The sequence below is a fragment of the Microbacterium sp. ARD31 genome, from assembly GCF_031844425.1.
Map to the genome: position 1 here is coordinate 190,615 of NZ_JAUZVE010000005.1, position 23,883 is coordinate 214,497.

Genomic DNA, 23,883 nt, shown 5'->3' on the forward strand with positions numbered 1-23,883 from the left:
GGTCAGGCGAGCCGGAGCGCCGCCCAGGACACCGGGGGCAGCATGAGGCGCAGGCCCGTGGCGTCGACCGTCGCGTCGCCGAGGGGTCGCACGCCCACGCGCTCGCGGTCGTCGAGGGAGTTGGCGGCGTAGATGTCGTCCTCGTGCAGCAGGTGCGATTCGGCGAGCGAGACCTCGCGCCCCAGCTCGCGCACCAGGGGTGCAAGATCAACGGTGAGGGATGCCGCAGCCTCGGTCGAGCGGTTCACCAGGAACAGCGACACACCCTCGTCATCGATCGTGGCGACCGCGTTGACGGCGGCGACCTCGCCGAAGCGCTCGCTGGTGACGGTGCCGGCATCCACCGGAACCCGGACGGCACGGTCGCCTGCCAGGCGCGAGGTGATCGAGAACGGGAAGAACGTCGTCTGCTTCCAGGCGGGTCCGCCCGGCTCGGTCATGATCGGCGCGATCACATTGACCAGCTGAGCGAGGGATGCCGAGCGCACCCGGTCGGCGTGCTGCAGCAGCGTGATGAGCAGATCGCCGAAGACGACCGCGTCGAGCGCGTGGTAGCGATCCTCGAGCAGGCGCGGGGCGACCGGCCACGCCCCGCCCTTGAACTCGTGACCGGACTCGCTGCCGTCCTCGTTGTGCAGGTACCAGACGTTCCATTCGTCGAACGAGATCATGATGCGCTTGTCGCTCTTCTTCTCGGCGGCGACGCTGTCGGCGATCGCGACGACCGACTCGATGAAGCGTGCCATGTCGACGCCCGAGGCGAGGAACTCCTGCGCGTCGCCGCCCCTCTCCTGGTAGTACGAGTGGCACGAGATGAAGTCGACGTCGTCGAAGGTGTGGCCGAGCACGGTGCGCTCCCACGAGCCGAACGTGGGCATGCTGCTGGCCGAGGAGCCGCACACCACCAGCTCGACGCCGGGGTCCAGCATCCGCATCGCCTTGGCCGTGCGCGAGGCGATCCGGCCGTAGTCGTCGGCGTTGCGGTGCCCGAGCTGCCACGGTCCGTCCATCTCGTTGCCGAGGCACCACATCGACACCCCGAACGGATCCGGGCGTCCGTTCGCGGTGCGCTGACGGGTGAAGGCGGTGTCGGCCGACGCATTGGCGTACTCGAGCAAGTCCAGCGCCTCCTGCGTGCCGCGGGTGCCGAGATTGACCGCGAGCATGAGGTCGCTGCCGACGAGCTCGAGCCAGTCGGCGAACTCGTGCAGTCCGATCTCGTTCGTCTCGGTCGAGTGCCATGCCAGATCGAGGCGCCGGGGGCGCTCGTCCTTGGGGCCCACGCCGTCCTCCCACCGATAGCCCGAAACGAAGTTGCCGCCGGGATAGCGGATCGTCGAGACCCCGAGCTCTTTCACGAGCGCCACCACGTCCTGCCGGAACCCGTGGCCGTCGGCCTCCGGGTGGCCGGGCTCGAAGATGCCGTCGTAGATGTGGCGACCGAGGTGCTCGACGAAGCCGCCGAAGATGCGGCGGTCGATGGCGGCGATCTCGTTGTGGGGGTCGAGTCGGGCGCGGGCGTCGGTCATGATGCTCCTAATCGGGGAGGGGGATCGGTGCCGGCGCGGAGTCGGCAAGCGCTTTCCTAGCTTGACTGCTCGCCGTGGCCGACGCAACAGCGGGGCGCCGGCGCCTCAGGACAGCGGGGGCAGGGGAGGGTCGGCGGGGGAGGTCTCGCCGGTGGATTCCCTCGCGACGAGGCGGAAGTCGGGCACGACGCGGCGCGGCGACTGACGGTCGCCCTTCTCGTTCATGCGGTCCAGGAGCAGATCGACGGCGGTGGCCGCGATCTCCTCGCGTCCGGGATCGATGCTCGACATCGAGGGCACCGAGAAGCGCGACTCGTCGATGTTGTCGAACCCGATGACGGCGACGTCATCGGGAACCCCGATCCCGGCCTCTCCGAGAGCGCGGAGCGCGCCGAGGCCGAGGGTGTCGTTGAGGGCGAAGATCGCGTCGAACTCCACGCCCTCCTCGATGAGGCGACGGGTGGCCTGCGCGCCGGTCTCACGGTGCCAGTGGTCGGCGGCGCGCACCAGCTGCGGGTCGAACGCCACTCCTGCATCCTCGAGCGCCTGGCGATAGCCCCGCACCCGGAGGTTCGCCGAGCTGGGGTCGTCACTCGGGTGCTCCGCGGCGCCGATCACGGCGACGCGGCGGCGACCGAGTTCGAGAAGGTGGGCGACGGCGGCCCGCGCGGACGAGGTGTTGTGCATCGTCACGTGATCGGTCGGGCCGTCGAAGATGCGCTCTCCGAGCAGGACGAGCGGGAATCCGACGTCCAGTGCGCCCACGTCGCTCGGTCCGAGACTGACCGGGCTGAACAGCATCCCGTCCGTCAATCGCAGGCGACCGCCGGTGAGGGATTGAAGCTCTTTCTCGCGGTCGCCGTTGGTCTGCTCGATGACCACGGTGAGTCCGCGGTGCTCGGCGGCGCGGATGACGGCGTCGGCGAGCTCGGCGAAGTAGTTCTCCCGGAGCGCCGGCACGGCGAGTCCGATGACGCCGGTGCGGCCCGACCGCAGGCCGCGCGCCGAGAGGTTCGGCCGGTAGCCGAGCTCCTCGATCGCCTGCAGCACCCGCTGGCGCGTGGAATCGCGGACGTGCGGATACTCGTTGACCACGTTCGACACCGTCTTGATCGACACACCTGCCGCTCGCGCGACGTCATGCATCGTGGGACTCATCGATGCCTCCATTCGAGGCGGGTCGGGCCCGCGCGATCTCTGTACTCTAGCCGGGCGGACCCGGCGGTGAGGGCGGCGGCGTCCCGGGCCGCGTCGCTATGCTGTCGGGGTGTCGACCAGTGGGGGGCGAGGCTCCCGCCCGGGGGTGATCACACCGCGCCTCGTGGTGGACGACGTCTACGACGCTCTCGTGAGCCTCATCGTGGACGGGCATGTGCCCCCGGAGGGCGCGCTGAGCATCGATGCCCTCTCGCGCGAGCTCGGCGTGTCGACCAGCCCGGTGCGGGAAGCGCTCACGCGTCTGGAGGGCACCGGACTCATCCGTCGGATGGCGCTGCGGGGGTGGCGGGTCGCGCCGGCGCTGACGCGGGAGGAGCTCGCCGATCTGGTCGATGCGCGCCTCCTGATCGAGCCGGGCGCGGCGGCGCTCGCGGCGGGGCGCGCCGACGCTCTTCTCGTCCGGTCGCTGGACGAGAGCGTGTCCGAGCTGGGAACGGCTCCCAAGGGCGCTCGCTACGAATCCTTCCGCGACTACTACGAGGCGGACCGGCGCTTCCATCGCACGATCGTCGCGGCCGGCGGGAATCCGTTCATCGAGCAGGCGTACGAGGCGCTCGGGGGGCAGTATCAGAGGTTCCGGCTCTTCACCGGCACCGGGGTCACCGACGCGGCGCCCACCATGGCCGAGCACGGCGCGGTGCGCGACGCGATCGCCGCCGGCGACGCCGACGGGGCGGCCGAGGCCATGCGCGCACACCTGCGCGGCGTGCGTGAGCGCGCTCTCGCCGAGCTCGCCGACCGCTGAGTCCCGCCCGACGGCCCGCGTGCCCGGATGCCGCGGCGTGGCGTCGGCCGGCATCGCGACCCACCGGGTGGAAGGCAGGCCGCCGCCGCGGGCATCGTGAGATCGTGTATCGTGCACGATACGTGATCAAGGGGGACTCATGCCGCTGACCGCTCACACGTGGCCCATCGCCGCAGCCCTGCTGCCCTTCGCGCCCGAGCGCCTCGGCGCATCGAGCCCGGACGAGGAACGTGGCCGTTGGGCCCGCACCTTCCGCGAGGTCGCCGAGGCCGGTTTCGAGCACGTCGATCTCACCGACACGTGGCTCCCCTTCGGAGATCTCGACCGCCGGCAGACCGCCGAGATGGCGAGCACCCTGTCCGAGGCGGGACTGTCCGCACCGTCGATGTCGGTCATCCGTCGCAGCGTCATCGACGAGGCAGACGGCGACGATCACCTCGCCTACAGCCACCGCTGCATCGACGTGGCCGCCGAGCTGGGGGCGGGAGTCGTCTCGGTGGGGCTCCACCGCCCGCTGACCGCGGCCCAGCGCGGGCGGCTGTGGTTCTGGACCGCGGAGGGGCATCGTGACCGACCCGAGGACACCGACGCGTGGGACCTCGCCGTTCGGCGCTTCAGCGAACTCGGCCGGCACGCCGAGGATGCGGGGCTCCTGCTCTCGCTCGAGATGTACGAGCACACGTTCCTCGGTTCCGGAGAATCGGCGGTGAGGCTGGTCGAGGAGATCGGCTCGGACGCGGTGGGTCTCAACCCCGATGTCGGCAACATCGTCCGCCTCCACGAACCGGTCGAGGACTGGCGGGAGCTGCTGCGCGCGACGCTGCCGTACGCCAACTACTGGCATGTGAAGAACTACACCCGCGACGAGGACCCCGATGCGGGCTTCGTGAGCACCGTTCCCACCTACCTCGAGAGCGGCGTGATCGATTACCGGACCGCGATGCGCATGGCGCTGGACAGCGGGTTCCGGGGCGTCATCTGCACCGAGCATTACGGTGGCGACGGGCTCAGCATGAGCGCGGCCAACCGAGAGTACCTGCGTGGGCGCATCCTCCCGCGTGACCCGGTGACCGGTGAGGGGCGGAGTCGCGTCCGCCAGCAGCTCGCCGCGGGGGTGGAGGCATGACACGCATCCACAACGACCCCGACCGGTTCGTCGACGAGGCGCTCGAGGGGCTCGTCCTGGCCCACCCCGGTCGCCTGCGGCGCGTCGACGGGGGCGTCGTGCGCCATCCTGCGGCGGCCCGAGGGCACGCGGCGGTCGTCATCGGCGGTGGCTCCGGACACTACCCCGCCTTCGCCGGCCTGGTCGGGCCGGGTGTCGCGACCGCCGCCGTGTGCGGCAACATCTTCACCTCGCCCTCGAGCGCGGCGGCGATGCGGGTGGCGCGCGCCGCCGAGACCGGTGGCGGCGTCCTCTTCTCGTACGGCAACTACGCCGGCGACGTGCTCCACTTCGGCGAGGCCGAGCGGCGACTGCGGGCGGAGGGCATGGACGTGCGCACCGTCCTGGTCACCGACGACGTCGCGAGCGCCCCGGTCGACCAGGCGCAGAAGCGCCGGGGGATCGCCGGCGACCTCTGCGTGTTCCGCATCGCCGGCGCGGCCGCCGAACGCGGCGACGACCTCGACGAGGTCGAGCGCCTGGCCCGGAAGGCGAACGACCGCACGCGGTCGCTCGGCGTCGGGTTCGCCGGCTGCACCCTGCCCGGTGCGGACAGCGAGCTGTTCACGGTGCCCGACGGCATGATGTCGGTCGGGCTGGGGATCCACGGTGAGCCGGGGATCCGGGACGTGCCCCTTCAGTCCGCGAGCCGGCTGGCCCGCACACTGGTCGAGCCGCTGCTCGCGGAGCGACCCGCGGGTGCGGGGGCGCGGGTGTGCGCGATCGTGAACGGGCTCGGCGCGGTGAAGTACGAGGAGCTCTTCGTGCTGTTCCGGGACATCGCCGGCGAGCTGTCGGCGGCGGGGCTCGAGATCGTCGCGCCGGTGTGCGGCGAACTCGTCACGAGCCTCGACATGGCGGGGGTCTCCCTCACCCTCCTCTGGCTCGACGACGAGCTCGAGCAGCTGTGGACGGCGCCCGCCGATGCCCCTGCCTTCGTCCGTCGCGGACCCCTGCGCGAATCCGCCGGCGCGGCTCCCGAACCCCGGGACGAGGAACCGGCCGCCGTCGCGGATGCCGCGAGCGCGGTGCCGGCTTCCGAGCGGTCGCAGCGCCATGCGCGCGAGGCCGCGCGGCTGATCCGTGTCGCCCACGACGCCGTCGCGGAGCGCGCGGGCGAACTGGGCGACCTCGACGCCGTCGCCGGGGACGGCGACCACGGCACGGGGATGGTCCGGGGCCTGCACGCGGCGCTCGCGGCCTCCGCCGACACCGCCGCCGGAGCCGCCGCGCTGCTCGTGCGCGCCGGCGACGCCTGGTCGGACGAGGCCGGCGGCACCTCCGGCGCGCTATGGGGGGCGGCGCTGGTGGCGCTGGGCGAAGGGCTCGGCGACGCCGATGAGGCATCGCCGCCGCATCTCGCGCACATCGTCGATCTGGCCGTGCGGAGGCTCGCCGCGCTGGGTGGCGCCGAGCCGGGCGATAAGACGATGCTCGATGCCATGCTCCCCTTCGGCGAGACCCTGCGGCAGGCGGTCGACCGCGCCACTGCGCTCGACCGCGCGCTCGACGAGGCGGCCGCCGCCGCCGAGCACGCCGCATCGGCGACGGCGGCGCTGCGTCCGCGGCGCGGCCGCTCCCGACCGCTCGCCGAGCGGAGCGTCGGCCACCCCGATCCCGGTGCGGTCTCGTTCGCGATCATCGCCCGCGCCGTGGCGGACGCCGCCGCGTCAGGACCCTCAGGCGCGGCAACCGAGGGCACGTCGTCCGCGTCCGCTCCGAAGATCGCACCCACCGTCACGCACGAGGAAGAGGAATGAACATGATCGCCACCGTCGCCGTCGTCGGATCGGGGTACATGGGAGGCGGGATCGCGCAGGTCCTCGCGCTGTCGGGCAGGGCGGTGCGTCTCGCGGATGTCTCCGCCGAGCACGCCGCGCGCAGCCGCGATCGCATCATCGCCGAAGCGCACGACTTCGCCGGGCGCGGGCTGTTCCCCGCCGACGCGGGCGACATCGTCGCCGCCGCCGTCACCGCCGCCGACACGATCGAGGATGCCGTCTCGGGCGCGGACTTCGTCGAAGAGGCCGTACCCGAGATCCTCACGATCAAGCACGACATCCTGCGACGCATCAGCGCGGCGGCGCCGCCGGCCGCGATCATCGGCTCGAACACGTCGACGATCGCGATCTCGCGTCTCGCCGAGGCGGTCGCCGAGCCCTCCCGCTTCATCGGCGTGCACTTCAGCAACCCGGCTCCCTTCATCCCCGGGGTCGAGGTGATCCCGCACGCCGCCACAGCGCCCGACGTGGCCGGCGACGTCATCGCTCTGCTCGCGGAGTGCGGCAAGACCGGTGTCGAGATCGCAGACGTGACCGGCTTCGTCCTCAACCGCCTGCAGTACGCCCTGTTCACCGAGGCCTCGCGCCTGGTCGAAGAGGGCGTCGCGGATGCGCAGTCGATCGATCTCATCGCCCGCACTACCTTCGGATTCCGGCTGCCCTTCTTCGGGCCGTTCGCCATCGCCGACATGGCGGGCCTGGACGTCTACGACTTCTGCTACACCTCGCTGTCCGAGGCCTATCCCGACCGGTTCGCCGCGCCCGCCGCCCTCACCGAGCGCGTCTCGCGCGGGGAGATCGGGGTCAAGAGCGGACGCGGGTTCACCGCGACGCCGCCGGAGCGCGCGGCAGCGCTCGTGGCGTACCGCGACGCCGCGTATCGCGCCATGGCCGACCTGGTGCGCGACGTGGGCCCCGCGCCCATCGACTACTGACCTCGTCTCGTCCGGGCGAGTTCCCGCAACAGTTCGGGAAATTTTCGAGCCTTCCTCTTGACAGCGTCCGAGAGTGCGCGATTTAGTTGTACAACGTTGAAGTACAACGTTGTACACAGCAGCCTCACCGGCATCCCGAGATCACCGGTGAGCTGGATGCACCGACAAAGATGTCCGACATTCCGAAAGGGAAGATCCTGTGAAGACGAAACCAGTCCTCGCCGCATCCGCAGTGCTCGTTCTCGCAGCCGCGCTCGCCTCGTGCTCCGCAGGCGGCGGTGGCGGCAACGGCGGCAATGACGCCACGAACTGCACGAACACCATCCCCAAGTCCGACCTGCCCGTCGTGACCATGTGGGCGTGGTACCCGAACATGGAGCTCGTCGTCGACAACTTCAACGAGCAGAACGACGAGGTCCAGGTGTGCTGGACCAACGTCGGCCAGGGCGGCGACGAGTACGACAAGTTCCAGACGGCGATCACCGCCGGCACGGGCGCTCCCGACGTGATCATGGTCGAGGCCGACCGCATCCCGACGTTCCAGATCCAGGAGGCCCTGGTCGACATCAGCGACATGGGCTACGAAGACGTCAAGGACCACTACAGCGAGGGCGCCTGGAAGGACGTCTCGGTCGGCGACGGCGTCTACGGCGCTCCCGTCGACGGCGGCCCCATGGGCATGATCTACCGCGCCGACGTCTTCGAGGAGTACGACATCACGCCGCCGACGACGTGGGCGGAGTACGAAGAGGCCGCCCAGAAGGTGAAGGACGCCGGCGGGCCGCTCTTCGGCGACCTCGGCGCGAACGTGCCGGCGGTCATGATGGCGCTGCAGTACCAGAACGGCGCGCAGCCGTTCACGTACGACCCCGCCTCGCCCGAGACCATCGGCATCGATCTCGCGGACGACGCCTCGAAGGAGGTCCTCGACTACTGGGCCGGGCTCGTCGAGAAGGGGCTGGTCGGCACGCAGGACCAGTTCACCCCGGAGTACATCTCCGGTGTGATCGGCGGGGACTACGCCACCTACATCTCGGCGGCGTGGGCACCCGGATACCTCACCGGCGCCGGCGTCGGCGAGGGTGAGGATGCCGGGGTGTGGGCTGTCGCGCCGCTGCCGCAGTGGGACGCCGACAACCCGGTGTCGGTCAACTGGGGAGGCTCCGCCTTCTCGGTCACCAGCCAGGCCTCGGATCCCGAGCTGGCCGCCAAGGTCGCGTTCGGCGTCTACGCCGACGACGAGTCGCTGCTGGACGGCTGGCAGAACCAGGTCATCTTCCCGCTGAACCTGAAGGCGCTGAACTCGCCGGAGTTCGTGGACTACGAAGTGCCGTTCTTCAACGGGCAGCAGGCCAACAAGGAGGTCTACGTCCCGGCCGCCAACGCCTACACGGGTATGACGTACACCCCGTTCGGGCAGTACTACTACGACGCGTTCACCGAGCAGCTCGCGGCGATCAACGAGGGCTCGGTGTCGGGTTCCGAGGCGGCCGACCGCCTGCAGGAGGACGTCGTGGCCTACGCCGAGGAGCAGGGCTTCACCGTCGAGTGACCCTCTCATGGGCCGGCCCCCGGCGGGCCGGCCCGTGAGCCTCGTTCGGCACCGAAACGAAAGATCCCCCCATGACCGTTGACCTCGCCGAGGGCGCGCCCTCGGATATCGACCGCCCGACCCGCACCTCCCGGCGCACTCGACGCCCCTCGCGGCAGAGCGCCGTGGGATGGGCGTTCGTCTCGCCCTTCGCGCTGGTGTTCCTGGCGTTCCTCGTCGCGCCGCTGCTGTACGCGCTGTATCTCAGCCTCTTCCAGAATCAGCTGATCGGAGGTACGCGCTTCGTCCTCTTCGACAACTACGTCAAAGCGTTCACCGATCAGAACTTCCTCGACGGCGTGTGGTTCGTCGTCCGCTTCTCGATCGTCCTCATCCCGCTGCAGATGGCCGTCTCGCTGGCGGTCGCCCTCATCCTCGACGTCGTCACCACCCGTTTCGCGCGCTTCTCGAGGCTGATGATCTTCCTGCCCTATGCGATCCCGGCCGTCATCGGCGCACTGATGTGGGGATTCCTGTACAGCAAGAGCTTCGGTCCGCTCGCCGAGCTCTTCGGGATGTTCGGCGCCGTCGGCCCCGACTTCCTCAGCCGTGATCTGATCTTCTTCGGCCTGCTCAACATCGTCACGTGGCAGTGGGCCGGGTACTACATGATCATCCTCTACGCGGCGCTCCAGGGCATCGATCCCACCCTGTACGAAGCGGCGCGCATCGACGGCGCGAGCCAGTGGCAGATGGTGCTGCGCATCAAGATCCCGCTGATCGCGCCGGCGCTCGTGCTGATCCTGGTCTTCGCCCTCATCGGCACGCTGCAGTTCTTCAATGAGCCGCAGATCCTCCGGTATCTGGCGGCGGGCGCCATCAGCGCCGACTTCACGCCCAACATGTACGCGTTCCAGCAGGCGTTCGCGCTGGCCAACTACAACTACGGCTCGGCCATCTCGTTCGCCCTCGGCGCGGTCGTGTTCGTGTGCGTGTACCTGTTCATGTTCCTCACCCGAAAGCGCGGGGGCTTCCTGTCATGACCACCACCACCGCGATCCGCCCGGCCACGCGCAGACGCAACCGCCACCTTCCCCTGCAGGTGCTCCTCGGCTTCCTGCTCGTCTACTTCCTGATCCCGTTCTGGTGGGTCATCGTCAACGGCTCGAAGAACGCCGCCGGGCTGTTCGGCGGGGGGAGCGCCCTCTGGTTCGCCGAAGAGATCGATTACTGGGGCAATCTGGTCCAGCTCTTCAGCTTCCAGGACGGCATCTACGCCCGCTGGCTGCTCAACTCCGCCCTCTACGCCGTCACCGGCGGCATCGGGGCGACGGTCCTGGCGGTGGCCGCAGGCTACGGCTTCGCCAAATACCGCTTCGGCGGACGCCGGCTGGCCTTCTCGGTGCTGCTGGGGTCGGTCATGGTCCCGACCACGGCGCTCGTCATCCCGACCTTCATCATGTTCTCGCAGCTGGGCATCACCAACACGATCTGGGCCGTCATCCTGCCGTCGCTGCTCAACCCCTTCGGTGTCTACCTCATGCACGTCTATGCGCGCGAGGCGGTGCCCGACGAGCTGCTGGACGCCGGCCGCGTCGACGGCGCGGGCGAGCTGCGGATCTTCCTGCAGGTGGCTCTGCCCATGCTCCGCCCGGCCATCGTCACGGTCCTGCTGCTGTCGACGGTGGCGTCGTGGAACAACTACTTCCTGCCGCTGGCGATGCTGTCGGACAACCGGCTGTACCCGGTCACCGTCGGCATCGGGCTGTGGCAGGGGATCGCCTCGGCCAACAACGCCGGCGGCACGTCGCTGTGGAGCATCATCATCCTCGGCTCGCTGGTCTCGGTGATCCCGCTGGTGATCGCGTTCCTCACCCTCCAGAAGTACTGGCAGGGCGGTCTGTCCATCGGCAGCCTCAAGTGACGGCCGCTTCCGACGATGCGACTCCGCAGGCCGCGCCTTCGGTGACTCCGCCCCCGACCTTCCCACCTACCAGATCAGAGACATCCATGACCCGCGCCCACCTCACCATCGATCCGTCGTTCGTCGTCGGACGCGTCGACCGCCGGGTGTTCGGCTCCTTCGTCGAACACCTCGGCCGCTGCGTCTACGACGGCATCTACGAACCCGGGCATCCTCGCGCCGATGAGGACGGCTTCCGCGCGGACGTCATCGAGCTCGTCCGCGAACTCGGCGTGACGACCGTCCGCTATCCCGGCGGCAACTTCGTCTCGGGGTATCGCTGGGAGGACGGGGTGGGTCCGCGTGAGCAGCGCCCTCGTCGCCTGGACCTGGCCTGGCACTCGACCGAGACCAACGAAGTCGGCCTGGACGAGTTCGCGCGGTGGATGGACAAGGTCGGCGGCGAGCTGATGTACGCCGTGAACCTCGGCACCCGCGGAGTGCAGGACGCCCTCGACGTCCTCGAGTACGCCAACCTGCGGTCGGGCACGGCGCTGTCGGATCAGCGCGTCGGCAACGGGACGACCGAGCCCCACGGCATCCGGATGTGGTGTCTCGGCAACGAGATGGACGGTCCGTGGCAGCTCGGGCACGGCACAGCCGAGGACTACGCCCAGCTCGCGGGCAAGACCGCGCGGGCGATGCGCCAGATCGACCCCGATCTCGAGCTCGTCGTCTGCGGCAGCTCGAGCGCGCAGATGCCGACGTTCGGGACGTGGGAGCGCGTGGTCCTGAACGAGACCTACGACGACGTCGACTACATCTCGTGCCACGCCTACTACGAGCCCAAGGACGGCGACTACGGGAGCTTCCTCGCCTCTGCGGTGAACATGGACCGGTTCATCGAATCGGTGATCGCGACCGCCGACCACGTGAAGGCGGTGCGCGGCAGCAGCAAGACGATGAACATCTCGTTCGACGAGTGGAACGTCTGGTACCAGTCGCGCTTCAACGAGGTCGACAAGATCACCGACGCCGAGCACTGGCCGGTGGCTCCTCGTCTGCTCGAGGACGTCTACACCGTCGTCGACGCCGTCGTCCTGGGCAACCTCCTGATCTCGCTCGTCCGCCACGCCGACCGCGTGACGGCAGCTTCGCTCGCGCAGCTGGTCAACGTCATCGCGCCGATCATGACCGAGCCCGGTGGCCAGGCGTGGCGGCAGACGACCTTCTTCCCGTTCGCCGTCACCTCGGCGCTCGCCCGCGGCGTGAGCCTCGAGCTCAAGCTCGACAGTCCGACCTACGACACCGCCGCGTACGGCGAAGTGCCCCTGGTGGACGCGGTCGCCACGCACGACGCCGAGTCCGCGCGCTCCGCGGTGTTCCTGGTCAACCGCAGTCTGACCGAAGAGATCACCGTCGACATCGACGCGGGACTGCTCGCGGCGGCATCCATCGACTCGGCCCGATCGCTGTACGACGACGACATGCACGCGGCCAACACGCTGGCGGAGCCGGAGCGGGTCGGGCTCCGCGACAACACCTCGGCTCGCCTCGTCGACGGCACCGTCACCATCACCCTGCCGCCCGTGTCATGGACGGCGCTGGAGCTGTCGTGACCGGCTCGGCCACGGGGATGCTGCGGGTGGACGGCACGCGGATCGTCGACGGCTCGACGCCGGTGACGTTGCGCGGCTTCGGCCTGGGCGGCTGGATGAACATGGAGAACTTCATCACCGGCTACCCGGGGACGGAGTCCCAGCAGCGCCGGGCGCTGCTGTCGGTGCTGGGCGAGGACGGCTACGCGCGCTTCTTCGATCGGTTCCTGTCGGCGTTCTTCACCGACGCCGATGCGGCATTCCTGCGCGGACTCGGCCTCAACTCGCTGCGCATCCCGTTCAACTACCGCCACTTCGAGGACGACGACGCCCCGTTCGTCATCAAGGAGGAGGGCTTCCGCCTGCTGGATTCCGTCGTCGACGCATGCGCGCGGCACGGCATCTACACGATCCTCGACCTGCACGCCCTGCCCGGGGCGCAGAACCAGCATTGGCACAGCGACAACCCCACCCAGTGGGCGAGCTTCTGGAGTCAGCGCCAGTTCCAGGATCGCGTGGTGAACCTGTGGGAGCATGTGGCCGCCCACTACCGGGACAACCCGTGGGTGGCCGGCTACAACCCGGTGAACGAGCCCGCGGATGCCGTCGGTGCCACGATCCGCCCGTTCTACCAGCGTCTCGAGGCTGCCATCCGGGCTGTGGACCCCGACCACATCCTGTTCCTCGACGGCAATCGCTACTCCACGCAGTTCGATCAGCTGGGCGACCCCATGCCCAACTGCGTCTACACCGCGCACGACTACGCGCTGCCCGGCTTCGCCGACGGCGGCCCCTATCCCGGTATCAGCCGAGGCCAGTATGTTGACCGCGATCGTGTGGAGGAGACCTTCCTCGAACGGACCCGCTACATGCGCGAGACGGGGACGCCGATCTGGGTCGGGGAGTTCGGGCCGGTCTACACCGGCGACCCGGCGCGGGACGAGGAGCGGTCGAGGCTGCTGGCGGATCAGCTGGAGATCTACGCGCGGCACGAGGCCAGCTGGGCGCTGTGGACCTTCAAGGACATCGGGCTGCAGGGCGTGCTCACCGCGGACCCCGAGTCGGAGTACCTGCGCCGCCTGGCCCCGGTGCTCGAGAAGAAGGCGCGACTCGGGGTGGATTCCTGGGGCTCGACGGATGCCGGGGTCCGCACGATCCTGGAGCCGATCGAGCGGCTGTTCGAAGCCGAGTTCCCCGACTTCCAGCCCTACCCGTGGGGCGCGCGCCGGTGGATCCACGGGCACGTCCGCCACGTCATGCTGGCCGAGGCGATGGTCGGCGACTTCGCGCGGGCCTTCGAGGGGGTCGCGCCCGCACGGGCAGGCGAGCTGCCGGACGCCTTCGCCTTCGAGCGATGCCGCGTCCGCGAACCTCTCGCCGCCGTGCTGCGCAGTGCCACCGGAGTCGACGGCGCCGGACGGTGAGACGTGGCGCGCCGGGTGACGCTCGCCGGCATCGCGGAGGATGTCGGGGTGTCGATCACGACGGCGTCGAAGGTCCTCAACGGCGCCGCTGACGTCGCTCCGGGCACGCGGGCGCGCGTGGAGCGCGCGCTGCAGACGAGCGGTTACGTTCGCGGGCCCCGGGCGCGCGGCGCCGACGTGGTGGAGGTCGTCCGCGGCGCGGTCCGGGACGCCTCGGCGGTCGAGGTGATCGACGGGATCCAGCGGGCGCTGTCGGCTGCCGCATGCACGACCCTCCTCATCAGCGGGCCCGACGGCGACGGCGATATCCGCTGGTTGCGCGGCTGCCTCCGCCGCGCCCCGGTGGCGGTCATCGTGTTCGGGGATCCCGGCACGCGCGCGCAGGCCGTGCTGCGAGCACGCGGCATCCGCCTCGTCATCGTCACGCTGAACGCGGGCGACATCGAACCCGCGGCCGACCCGGTCGCGCGGGTGGGTGCCGCCGAGGCTGCGGGCGGCTTCCTCGCGATAGACCACCTGCGCACGCTCGGGCATGTCCGCATCGGCCTCGTCGCCGACCTCGCGCAGTCGGTGCGCGTACGCCTCCGCCTGGCCGGGTGCAGGGTGGCGGCCGAGCAGCGGTCCGTGACGCCGGTCGAGCTCATCGAGGGGTGGACGGGGGCGGCAGCGGCGCCCCGCCCGCACGAGCAGGCGGCGCGGCTGTGGGGTGTCGGCTCCCCGCCGACCGCGATCGTCAGCCTGACCGACGCGGCCGTGCTAGATGTGCTCCGGGTGCTGCGGGAGCGACCGCAGGGGGTGTCCGGGGCAGTCTCCGTGATCGGCTTCGACGATGCGGTTGCGACCAGGTCGCTCGGCCGGGTCACGACCGTCGCGATGCCTGCCCGCCGGGTCGGCGCCGAGGCCGTGCGGCTGGCGCTCGCCCCTTTCACGGAGGGAGCGCGGGCGACGACGGCTGTGGCGGTGGTGCCCGAGCTGGTCGTGCGGAGCGGGTGAGGGGCCCGCATCTCGAGGACGAGGGTGACCGTCCGCCTCCGTGCGTCGGTCAGGCCCGGTGCAGCGTGAGGACGGGGACGGTGAGGATGCCGGACGAGGTGTCGGCGGTGGCGATCTCGAGGTCCTGGAACACGAATCGCTCGCCCCACGACCGGGCGGCCTCGCGGGCGCGCCCCTCGACGTGCGGGTCGGCGGCCAGGGCGCTCGCCGCGGTGTTCGACACGGCGACCCGCAGGGTGTGCGCGCCGGCGCTGAGGATGCCGAGGTCGACGCGGTACGGCGGGCGCCACGCGATACCCGCTTCGTTCCCGTCGACCTCCACGACGGCGATCTCGCCGATCGGCGGGGCGTAGGCCGCCCGGAAGGACGGGCCCGACGCCTCCCACGGGATGCCGCCCAGATCGACCCCGTCGCCGAAGTCGATCACCGCGCACGCGGAGTGCTCGAGCACGATCGTGCGCTGGTAGACCGCCGTACCGGAGTGGTTTCGGAGGGCGGCGTCCTCCTCCCAGCGGTGGGGCAGACGGATCGCACGCGCCGGCCCGGTTCCGGCCGCGACGGTCCAGTGGCCGTCGAGGAGCTTCCGGTCGGTGGTCGTCGGCACCGCGGGGCCGCCTGCGTCGGCGTCGGTGTCCGCCGCGCGGCGCTCGAGCGACCCGGGGGCGGGCGACCCGGGGGTGGGCGACCCGGATGCGCCGCTGACCGTGGTCGCCACCACCGCGTCGAACGGCTCCAGCACCACCCGCGTTGTGCCCGCGGCTCCCGCCCGCGACAGCAGCGTGCCGGATGCCGGGTGCCACACCTCCAGCGAGCGACCCGCGCCGAGGGTCCAGCCGAGCCGTCGGGGCGTGGTGTTGACGATGAGGTGAACGCGGACGCCGCCGGTCTCGCGCACTGCGACGCCGACGCCGGCGGGCGGCTCGCCGAGCGGAGCCCGGCGCGCGAGTTCGGAGCCGAGACCGGTCGGGTCGAGCGCGCGTCCCAGCTCGACCGCGCCGCCCACGCGGACCACATCCGCGCCCGACGCGATCGCCGCGCGCAGCCACGCCGCCGTATCGTCGTCGACGGTGCCGACATGCGGGAGGACGACGACGGGGTACGTCGACGGATCGAGTCCCTTCATCGCGGTGTCGTCGACCAGGTCGAAGTCGGCGCCGGCCGCGCGGATCGCCGCGGGGACCGCGTCTCCGATGTGCGCGCGGCAGCGGCGGAGCAGGTCGATGCCGCCGGCGTCCTGCGTCCTGGCGAAGGCGGCATCGGCGGTCGGAAGGTACAGCGCGACCTGGCGGAAGGGGCGGCCCTGCCGCATCAGCCACGACAGCTTCGACAGATAGCGGGTGAGCTCGGGCATCGCGCGCCACCACGGGTTGCGGTCGTCCAGGCATCCGGCGGCATAGAAGAACCACCCGAGGCCGTCGGCGTCCGGCGGCGAGTAGGGCCACCCGTGACCGACGAACTGGTTGATGCCCGACAGCAGGTGATCATGCGCCTCCGCGACGAGGTCCAACGGCGTGGCGCGGAACGACGGCGAGTGCACCCACGTCCATGTCTCGGCCGAGACGACGGGGCGACGGTGCAGGCTCGCCGCGGACGACGCCCAGCGGCTGGGCGTGACCCGGTCCCATCCCCAGCTCTCGCCCTCGAACTCGTGCGCATGCCGGTAGCTGCTCACCGAGACGGGAGGCTCGCCGTACGCCTGGATGCGCAGCCGGAGCCCGCGCTCGTCCGCCCACTGCGCGAGCGGGGCGATGAAGTTCTCCTCGACCAGTTCGGTCAGGGTCCGCAGGCGATCGGCGCGGACCCGCTCGGCGCGCGGCCCCGCCTCGTCGAGGAGCCACAGCTCATCGAGCAGGTCGTAGCCCCGCCGGGTGCGGAACTCCTCCGGCAGGGCCGGCGTCCAGTCGGCGTGGAAGGCCTCGAGGCTGTCGCAGAACACCGAGTGGATGTTGGCCGCACCGGCGGCTTCGACGAGAGGTTCGCCCACCGCCCGCAGGTGCCGCTCGAGAGCGTCGCGCGAGCAGTGATCGAGCACCGGGCCCTCGGCGCCGGCCGAGGCGCGCTTGACCTGCTGGCCGGTGAGCCGCGAGACCGCGACGCGGACGCGCCGGGCGGACGCGTGCGGATCGAGCACGACAACGCCGCCGTCCAACGGCACGCGCCGAGGCTCATCGCCCTCGTTCACGACGAAGGCGGCGACGGGCTCGTCGCCCGGCTCGACGGGGATCGCCGTGCGGGCTCCCGCGGCCGGAACCGACAGCTCCACCCACTCCAACCGGCGGGCGGCGACGGTCGCGTCGATGTGCGGTCCGCCGTACGGCCAGCCGCTGCCTAGCGTCAGATCGAACCGCAGCCCCAGTTCTCCCGCGCGCTCGGCGGCGAAACGGAGCGCGCGGCGATGCTGCTCGCCCAGGAAGGGCGGTGAGGTGGTCGTGAGCGGGTACACCGCCGCCACCTCGACACCGCCGATCCCGGCATCCGCCATGGCGGTCAACTCCCGGTCGAGCTCGGACGCGACGACATCGGGCCCGAACCACCACCAGCGCATCATCGGCGCCGTGCTGCGGCCCGCGGCATCCATCGCCTCGATCAGGGAACGACCCGCGGTCGCACCCGGAGCCGAGGCGCGCGTCACGTCGCGGCGAGAGCGTCAGCCGGAACGGCCGCGCCCGGGCGGGTGACGGAGTCCGCACCCGCCGTCGCGCCCGGCGACGCCACACGGGCGAACAGCACGCCCTGGGGCTCGAGGGTACGCCGCGTCACGCGCTCGCCGGATTCGACGTCGGTGGCGTCGAGCTCGAGGTCGACCGCGCGGTCGCCGTGGTTGATGACGGTGACCAGGTCGCCCCGGCGAGCCACCTCGACCTGAGCGGGCAGCCCGGCGATGACGGGCTCGACTCCGGATGCCGCGACCACCGCCCCGACGAGCGCATCCACTCCGGCGGGATCGGGCATCGTCGCGACGTACCAGGCCTCGCCTGCGCCGTGACGATGGCGGGTGACGGCGGGGTGCCCCGCCGACCGGCCTTCGGCGAACGTCGCGAGGACCTCGGCGCCCACGGGCTCGACGACCTCGGCGACGAGCGTGCCCCGCGCCTCGATGCCGTCCACGGTGAAGCCGATCGTCTCGCCCGTGCCGGACGTGACGCCCGCGGACTGCGCGCCGACGCCCATGCCGCCGGTCGAGGCGCCGCCCAGCGCGCCGAAGTCCTCGAAGCGGATGCCGAGCGCGCCGCCCAGCTGGGTGACGAATCCGCCGGGTCGGAACTGGTCGTGCTCGTCGACGATGTCGGTGAAGGGGCCGGTGAGCAGCGTTCCGCCGCCCTCGACGAATGCGGTGAGCGCGGCGGCGCCGGCGTCTGGCAGCAGATACAGGGCGGGGGCGAGGACGAGATCGTAGCCGTCGTCCACCTCTTCGGGACCCACGATGTCGACCATGATGCCGCGGCGGTGCAGTGCCCCGTACCACTCCAGCGACATCGCGAGGTAGTCCAGCTGCACCGGGTGGTCCCGCTCTTCGACGGCCCACCAGTTCTCCCAGTCGAAGACGAGGGCGGCCCGCGCGTCGCGGCCGGGTGCCGGCAGCTCGCCGAGCCCCGCCAGCTGGGCGCCCAGGTCCGTCACCGCGTGCCACGTCTTCGTCCGGGTGCCGGCGTGGGGGAGCATCGCCGAGTGGAACTTCTCGCTGCCCGCACGGGACTGCCGCCACTGGAAGAACATGATGCCGTCGGCGCCGCGGCCGATCGACTGCGCGGTCTCGGCGGCCAGCATGCCGGCGGCCTTGCCGGGGTTGGACGGACGCCAGTTCACGGCATCCGTCGCCTGCTCCATGAGGATCCACGGGGTGCCCGGCTTCAGCGAGCGGATGAGGTCGCGCTGGAAGGCGGCGTCACGCACGCGGTGCGGGTTGGTCGGATCGGGATAGCAGTCGTCGGCGATGACGTCCATGAAGGGCGCCCACCGGCGGTAGTCGGCGGGTTTGAACGGCCCCATGAAGTTGGTGGTGATGGGCTGGGTCGCACCGGCCGAGAGCAGGATCTCGCGCTCCATGCGGTAGCACTCCAGCAGCATGTCGCTGGTGAAGCGGCGCCAGTCCAGCATGGACGACGGGTTGTGGCTGTAGGGGGCGAGCCGTGGCGGGAAGATCTCGTCGAACGATCCGTACCGCTGCGACCAGAAGCTCGTGCCCCACGCGTCGTTGAGCACCTCGATGCGCTCGTAGCGGCGGGCCAGCCAGTCCCGGTAGGCGTCGCGCGCGGCATCCGAGAAATCCATCCACAGATGGCATCCGTACTCGTTGCCGACATGCCACATCACCACGCCCGGGTGGCCGACGTACCGCTCGGCGAGACGCCGCACGAGCTCGCCCGCCAGGCGCCGGTACGTCGGCGACGACGGCGCGAAGTGCTGGCGGCTTCCCGGCCAGTACGATGCGCCGCTCTCATCGGCCGGCAGCGTCTCGGGATAGTTCGCGCTCACCCACGGCGGGGGCGAGGCCGTCGCGGTGGCGAGGTTCACGCCGATCCCGCCGGCGTGCAGCTTGTCGATCACGGAGTCGAGCCAGGCGAAGTCCCACACGCCTTCGCGCGGCTGGATCCGCGACCACGCGAAGATGCCGAGGCTGACGATGTTGACGCCGGCTTCGCGCATGAGGCGGACGTCCTCGTCCCACACCTCCTCCGGCCACTGGTCGGGGTTGTAGTCGGCGCCGTACAGCACGGAGTCTTCTCCTGAGGGGTCGCGAAGGATCGGATGGTCGAAGGGGAGGGGCCTCGGTCAGCGGATGCCGCGACGCGGACGCTCCGGGATGGCCACGACCGCGAGGGCGGCGCAGCCGAGGGCCGGCACCACGAGAGGCACCAGCACCCACGTCACCACGACGACGAAGCCCGCGGTGGCGGCGAGGTAGAGCGCCCCGGGGACATCTGCCGCGACGGTGCGGGGGACGGACCGCACTGCGGCGCGCCAGCCGGAGACGGGGTCCCACCGGCCGGCGGCGGCGAGCACCGCCACGCCGACGAGCGCCAGCCCCACCCAGCCGACGACCTCGACGGCGGGGCCGCCGGGGAGGGCCCCGGAGCGGGCGAGGTCGATGTCGAGGACGAGGATGCCGGTGAGGACGACCGCCACGAGACCGACCAGCGAACCGCCGAGCAGTGCGCGGCGGAGGTCGGCCCAGAACGCCGAGAGCGGCGAGCCCTCGGCGTGCACGTACCGGCGCAGGTGACGGATGCCGGCCGCCAGCGCCGCGGGCAGGGTGACCAGGGGCAGTGACACCAGCGTCACCAGCAGACCGACCTGGAGCACCTCGCCGAAGAGGGCGAACTTCGCCGTCGCGCCGGGGAACCGCTCCGCAGGGCGCTCCTGCAGGGTCGGTCCAGACCCGTCGCGGTCGGCGCGCTGTGCGGCGCGGTGCTCCTTGCGGTCCATCGTGGTTCCTCGCTCTCGGCGGGGTCAGCCCTTGAGGCCCTGGGTGGCGACGCCGTCGACCAGGAACCGCTGGAAGACGATGAAGAAGAGCAGGACGGGGACGAGGGCGACGAAGGACGCGGTGACGGTGGCGCCGTAGTCGCTGGTGGATGTTTGGTCGTTATAGAGGCGGAGGGCGATGGGGAGGGGGTAGTTCTCGGGGCTGGTGAGGTAGAGGAGGGGGCCGAGGAAGTCGTTCCAGGACCAGATGAACGCGAAGATCGCGCAGGTGATGAGGGCGGGTTTGATCAGGGGCAGGATGATGGCCCAGAAGATGCGGATGTGTCCGGCGCCGTCGATGCGGGCGGCTTCATCCATGTCGCGGGGCATCTGCCGCATGAACTGGACGAGGAGGAACACGAAGAACGCTTCGGTGGCGAGGAACTTCGGCAGGACGAGGGGCCAGAAGGTGTCGACGAGGCCGAGGTTGTTGAACAGGATGTACTGGGGGATGATCACGACGTGGAAGGGCAGCAGCAGGGTGCCGATCATCGCGGCGAAGAAGATCGCCAGGCCCTTGAACTGGATGCGGGCGAAGGCGTACGCGGCCAGCGCTGAGGAGAGCACGGTGCCGATGACGGCGAGGGCCGCCAGGACGAAGCTGTTCCAGAAGAACTTCCACATCGGCACGCCGGCGATGCCCTCGGCGACTTTGAGGTAGTTGTCGATGGTGGGGTTGTCCGGGATGATGCCGGGGTTCTGCCCGAACTCGGCGTTGGGCTTGAAGGTGGAGAACAGCAGCCACACCAGGGGGTAGAGCACGATCGCGGTGATCGCGATCAGCGCGACCAGCCAGATCGCGGTCTGCCAGGTCTTGCGCTTGACCTTGCGCTTGGTGGGCGGGACCGGGGTGGTCTGCTGGGCGGCGAACACGGGGGTCGATGCGGCGGCCGAGGTCGTCGCGGCGTTGGAAGTGCTCATCGGTTGTCTCCGGAGTAGTGCACCCAGTTGCGCTGGGTGCGGAAGAGGATGAAGGCGATGATGGCGACGACGACCAGCAGCACCCACGCGATCGCGGCGGCGTAGCCCATCTGCCCGTCGGCGAAGCCGCGCTTGTAGAGGTAGAGGGTGATGAAGTTGGTCATCCCGGCCGGGCCGCCCGAGCCGTTGCTGATGATGTATGCCGAGGCGAAGACCTGGAACGCGCCGATCAGGCCCAGCAGCAGGTTGAAGAAGATCACCGGGGACAGCATCGGCAGGGTCACCGCACGGAAGCGGTGCAACGCGTTCGCGCCGTCCATCTCGGCCGCTTCGTAGAGTTCCTTGGGGATCTGCTTCAGGCCGGCGAGGAAGATGACCATGGTCGCCCCGAACTGCCACACCGCGAGGATGATCATGGCCGGCAGCACCAGGTCGGGGTTGCCGATCCACCCGCCGAGGTCGATGCCGAAGAAGGACAGCGAGGTGTCGACGGGGCCGTCGCCGGCGAACATCGCCCGCCACACGATCGCCACACTCACCGACCCGCCGATCAGCGACGGGGCGTAGAACGCCGACCGGAAGAACCCCGCACCCTTGTCGCGGTAGTTCAGCAGCATCGCCACACCGAGGGCAGCGGCCAGGGTGATCGGCGTCCCCACCAGCACGTACACCAGGGTGATCTGGGCGGACTGGATGAAGTTCGGGTCGTTCGTGAACAACCGCACGTAGTTGTCCAGCCCCACCCACCGCGGCGGCTGGAAGATGTTGTACCGGGTGAACGACAGGTACAGCGAGTACACCATCGGGATGATCGTCAACCCGAAGAACCCCACCAGCCACGGAACCAGGAACCCGTACCCCGCGAGGGTCTCCCGACGCGCCCGCTGCTTGAGGCCCGGACGCTCGCCGCCGGCCTCGGGTCGGGACTTGCGCAGCAGGCCTCCGCGCGAGGACTTCTCGCCGGTGACGATCACTCTCGTGGCTGTCGTGCTCACGTTGTTCTCCAGATCGGAAGGTTCTCGGGTCGACCCCGGAGGGGCGTGGGGTCCGGGGGCGCGCAGCCGCAGCATCCGCGCCCCCGGAAGGATTACGAGTTGAGGACGACGTCCATCTCGGTGAAGAACTGCGAGACAGCCTCTTCCACCGTGATCGTCCCGAAGTTCAGCTCGACGCCGAGCTGACGGAACTTCTCCTCGAGCGTGCCGTAGCCGACGATCGGCACCGGCGGGGCGTCGCCCAGACGGTCGGCGATCGACGCCTCGTAGTCGCGCACCTGCTGGCTCAGCGGGTCGAGCTCGGCGGCCTCGAGCGCGGTCTCCGAAGCCGGCAGGCCACGGTTCGTGCCGAAGATCTCACCGGACTCGGGCGAGTTCACCAGGAAGTTCACCAGGGTGGCGGCGGCCTCGGGGTGCTCGGTGTTCGCGGCGATCGCGTGCAGCATCGACGGCTTCAGGTACAGGTCCTGCGCACCCTCGACGGTGACGGGCGGGGCGACCAGGCCGAGCTCGGTGTAACCCTCGCCCAGGTTGCCGAGGTAGCCGGCGCCGAAGTTGTCCCAGGTCAGCTCGCTGGCGGTGTTGGCCGTGTCGAAGGCGCCCAGCGGGGCGAGCTCCTCAGCGGTCTGCTGCGGGATGCCGATGCCGTCGCGGATGGGCTGGCCCGACTCCCAGAACTCGGTCAGGCGCGCCTCGTCGAAGCCGGGCTCGCCGTCCTCGCTGAAGAGGTACGAGCCCTCGGAGCGCAGCTGCAGCTCGAAGTTCTGGATACGGCCGGTGTAGTCGCCGCCGCCCCAGAACTCGCCGCCCGCGGCGTCGGTGATCTCGCTCATCCAGTCGGTGTAGTCCTCCCACGACCCGCCGGCGAACTCTTCGACGCCTGCTTCTTCGAGCAGGACGGGGTTGGTGAACAGGCCCCACGCGTTGGTGGAGGTCGGGATTCCGTAGGTTGCGTCCGCGACCACGCCGATGTCGAGGATGTTCTGCGGCAGCGGGTCGGTCTCGATGATGCCGCCCAGGAACGGGTCGAGCTCGAGCAGCAGCCCGTTCTCGGAGTACTGGCGCAGGTACGAGTAGTCGAACTGCATCACGTCGGGCAGGTTGCCGCCCGCCGCCTCGGTCTGACGCTTCTCCCAGAACTCGGGGAAGCCCAGGAAGGTGGTGCTCACCGAGATGTTCGGGTATTCCTCCTCGAACGCCGCGACGGCTTCGTTGTAGAGCTCGGCGCGCACGTCGTTGCCCCAGAACGCCAGATCCAGGCTGACTTCCTCTTCGGGGTCGAGCGTGCCGGCCGGCTCAGCGCCGCCTCCGGCGCATCCGGCCAAAGCGACGGCTGCGCCGGTCGCGAGTGCGACGGCGGCGAAAGTCCGCTTCTTGCTGAACATCCTTGTCCTCTCCTGAACGTCTGCGTTCGATTCTTCCGCTCGCGACGTTCGTTGTCCGTTGGTGCGGTGCAGGCGCGTCCTGTGTAGGGAGGACTGCGTGAGTCTCCGGGTACTGGAAAGCGCTTGCCCGCAACGGTACCGGGTGAAAAAACGTTTCGCAACTACTTCTTCTGCCTGCCCGGACACGATCCGATAACGGCCTCGGTGGCCGGCGTGAGGGTTCGGTGAGATCCGCACGTCCCGGGTTGACTCGTTTCAATACTCGGGCTACGGTTCTTCGGAAAACGTATTCCC

At 70.3% G+C, this 23,883-nt stretch carries 18 protein-coding genes; 10 read left to right on the plus strand and 8 right to left on the minus strand.

Translation table 11 applies throughout. The annotated features are described in order from the left end of the window. Positions 1-2 precede the first annotated feature (2 nt). Positions 3-1,529 (minus strand): alpha-N-arabinofuranosidase, encoded by a 1,527-nt coding sequence (locus tag Q9S36_RS16540; protein ID WP_311286063.1) that lies wholly within the window; start codon positions 1,527-1,529, stop codon positions 3-5. Positions 1,530-1,634: 105 nt separating this feature from the next. Next, on the minus strand, positions 1,635-2,687 hold the full coding sequence (locus Q9S36_RS16545) for a LacI family DNA-binding transcriptional regulator (RefSeq protein WP_311286064.1): 1,053 nt from the start codon (positions 2,685-2,687) through the stop codon (positions 1,635-1,637). Positions 2,688-2,832: 145 nt separating this feature from the next. On the opposite strand from Q9S36_RS16545, the gene Q9S36_RS16550 reads away from it, so the two are divergent. From Q9S36_RS16550 to Q9S36_RS16595, 10 genes are all read left to right on the plus strand, one after another. Next, complete coding sequence (locus Q9S36_RS16550; protein WP_311286065.1) at positions 2,833-3,492, plus strand: GntR family transcriptional regulator; 660 nt, start codon at positions 2,833-2,835, stop codon at positions 3,490-3,492. 139 nt (positions 3,493-3,631) lie between these two features. Then, positions 3,632-4,618 carry a sugar phosphate isomerase/epimerase family protein gene (locus tag Q9S36_RS16555; RefSeq protein ID WP_311286066.1) on the plus strand — a complete coding sequence of 329 codons (987 nt, stop codon included), beginning with the start codon at positions 3,632-3,634 and terminating at the stop codon, positions 4,616-4,618. Next, on the plus strand, positions 4,615-6,417 hold the full coding sequence (locus tag Q9S36_RS16560; protein WP_311286067.1) for a dihydroxyacetone kinase family protein: 1,803 nt from the start codon (positions 4,615-4,617) through the stop codon (positions 6,415-6,417). Before Q9S36_RS16555 ends, Q9S36_RS16560 begins: the two co-directional genes overlap by 4 nt. Before the next feature lie 2 nt (positions 6,418-6,419). After that, entirely contained in the window at positions 6,420-7,373 is a 954-nt protein-coding gene (locus Q9S36_RS16565; RefSeq protein ID WP_311286068.1) for a 3-hydroxyacyl-CoA dehydrogenase family protein, read from the plus strand. Between the two features lie 199 nt (positions 7,374-7,572). Further along, complete coding sequence (locus Q9S36_RS16570) at positions 7,573-8,925, plus strand: extracellular solute-binding protein (RefSeq protein ID WP_311286069.1); 1,353 nt, start codon at positions 7,573-7,575, stop codon at positions 8,923-8,925. Between the two features lie 71 nt (positions 8,926-8,996). Beyond that, positions 8,997-9,947, plus strand: a complete 951-nt coding sequence (locus Q9S36_RS16575; protein ID WP_251452070.1) for a carbohydrate ABC transporter permease — start codon at positions 8,997-8,999, stop codon at positions 9,945-9,947. After that, positions 9,944-10,828 carry a carbohydrate ABC transporter permease gene (locus tag Q9S36_RS16580; protein ID WP_311286070.1) on the plus strand — a complete coding sequence of 295 codons (885 nt, stop codon included), beginning with the start codon at positions 9,944-9,946 and terminating at the stop codon, positions 10,826-10,828. Before Q9S36_RS16575 ends, Q9S36_RS16580 begins: the two co-directional genes overlap by 4 nt. An 86-nt stretch (positions 10,829-10,914) precedes the next feature. Continuing rightward, positions 10,915-12,426, plus strand: a complete 1,512-nt coding sequence (locus Q9S36_RS16585) for an alpha-N-arabinofuranosidase (RefSeq protein ID WP_311286071.1) — start codon at positions 10,915-10,917, stop codon at positions 12,424-12,426. Further along, positions 12,423-13,829, plus strand: a complete 1,407-nt coding sequence (locus tag Q9S36_RS16590) for a glycoside hydrolase family 5 protein (protein ID WP_311286072.1) — start codon at positions 12,423-12,425, stop codon at positions 13,827-13,829. The genes Q9S36_RS16585 and Q9S36_RS16590 overlap by 4 nt, the downstream gene beginning before the upstream one ends. A gap of 15 nt (positions 13,830-13,844) precedes the next feature. Further along, on the plus strand, positions 13,845-14,822 hold the full coding sequence (locus tag Q9S36_RS16595) for a LacI family DNA-binding transcriptional regulator (protein ID WP_311286177.1): 978 nt from the start codon (positions 13,845-13,847) through the stop codon (positions 14,820-14,822). A 49-nt stretch (positions 14,823-14,871) separates the two neighbouring features. On the opposite strand, the gene Q9S36_RS16600 is transcribed toward Q9S36_RS16595, so the two are convergent. The 6 genes from Q9S36_RS16600 to Q9S36_RS16625 all read right to left on the minus strand — a co-directional run bounded on the left by Q9S36_RS16600 (position 14,872) and on the right by Q9S36_RS16625 (position 23,589). Further along, positions 14,872-17,454 carry a glycosyl hydrolase gene (locus Q9S36_RS16600; RefSeq protein ID WP_311286073.1) on the minus strand — a complete coding sequence of 861 codons (2,583 nt, stop codon included), beginning with the start codon at positions 17,452-17,454 and terminating at the stop codon, positions 14,872-14,874. Continuing rightward, positions 17,451-19,538: a beta-galactosidase gene (locus Q9S36_RS16605; RefSeq protein ID WP_311286074.1), complete on the minus strand. Its 2,088-nt coding sequence runs from the start codon at positions 19,536-19,538 to the stop codon at positions 17,451-17,453. The genes Q9S36_RS16600 and Q9S36_RS16605 overlap by 4 nt, the downstream gene beginning before the upstream one ends. A gap of 57 nt (positions 19,539-19,595) precedes the next feature. Then, positions 19,596-20,249 carry a DUF624 domain-containing protein gene (locus Q9S36_RS16610; RefSeq protein WP_311286075.1) on the minus strand — a complete coding sequence of 218 codons (654 nt, stop codon included), beginning with the start codon at positions 20,247-20,249 and terminating at the stop codon, positions 19,596-19,598. Between the two features lie 24 nt (positions 20,250-20,273). After that, positions 20,274-21,209 (minus strand): carbohydrate ABC transporter permease, encoded by a 936-nt coding sequence (locus tag Q9S36_RS16615; RefSeq protein WP_311286076.1) that lies wholly within the window; start codon positions 21,207-21,209, stop codon positions 20,274-20,276. Further along, complete coding sequence (locus Q9S36_RS16620) at positions 21,206-22,204, minus strand: sugar ABC transporter permease (protein ID WP_311286077.1); 999 nt, start codon at positions 22,202-22,204, stop codon at positions 21,206-21,208. Before Q9S36_RS16620 ends, Q9S36_RS16615 begins: the two co-directional genes overlap by 4 nt. Before the next feature lie 92 nt (positions 22,205-22,296). Next, positions 22,297-23,589 (minus strand): extracellular solute-binding protein, encoded by a 1,293-nt coding sequence (locus tag Q9S36_RS16625; RefSeq protein ID WP_311286078.1) that lies wholly within the window; start codon positions 23,587-23,589, stop codon positions 22,297-22,299. Between the last annotated feature and the right edge of the window lie 294 nt (positions 23,590-23,883).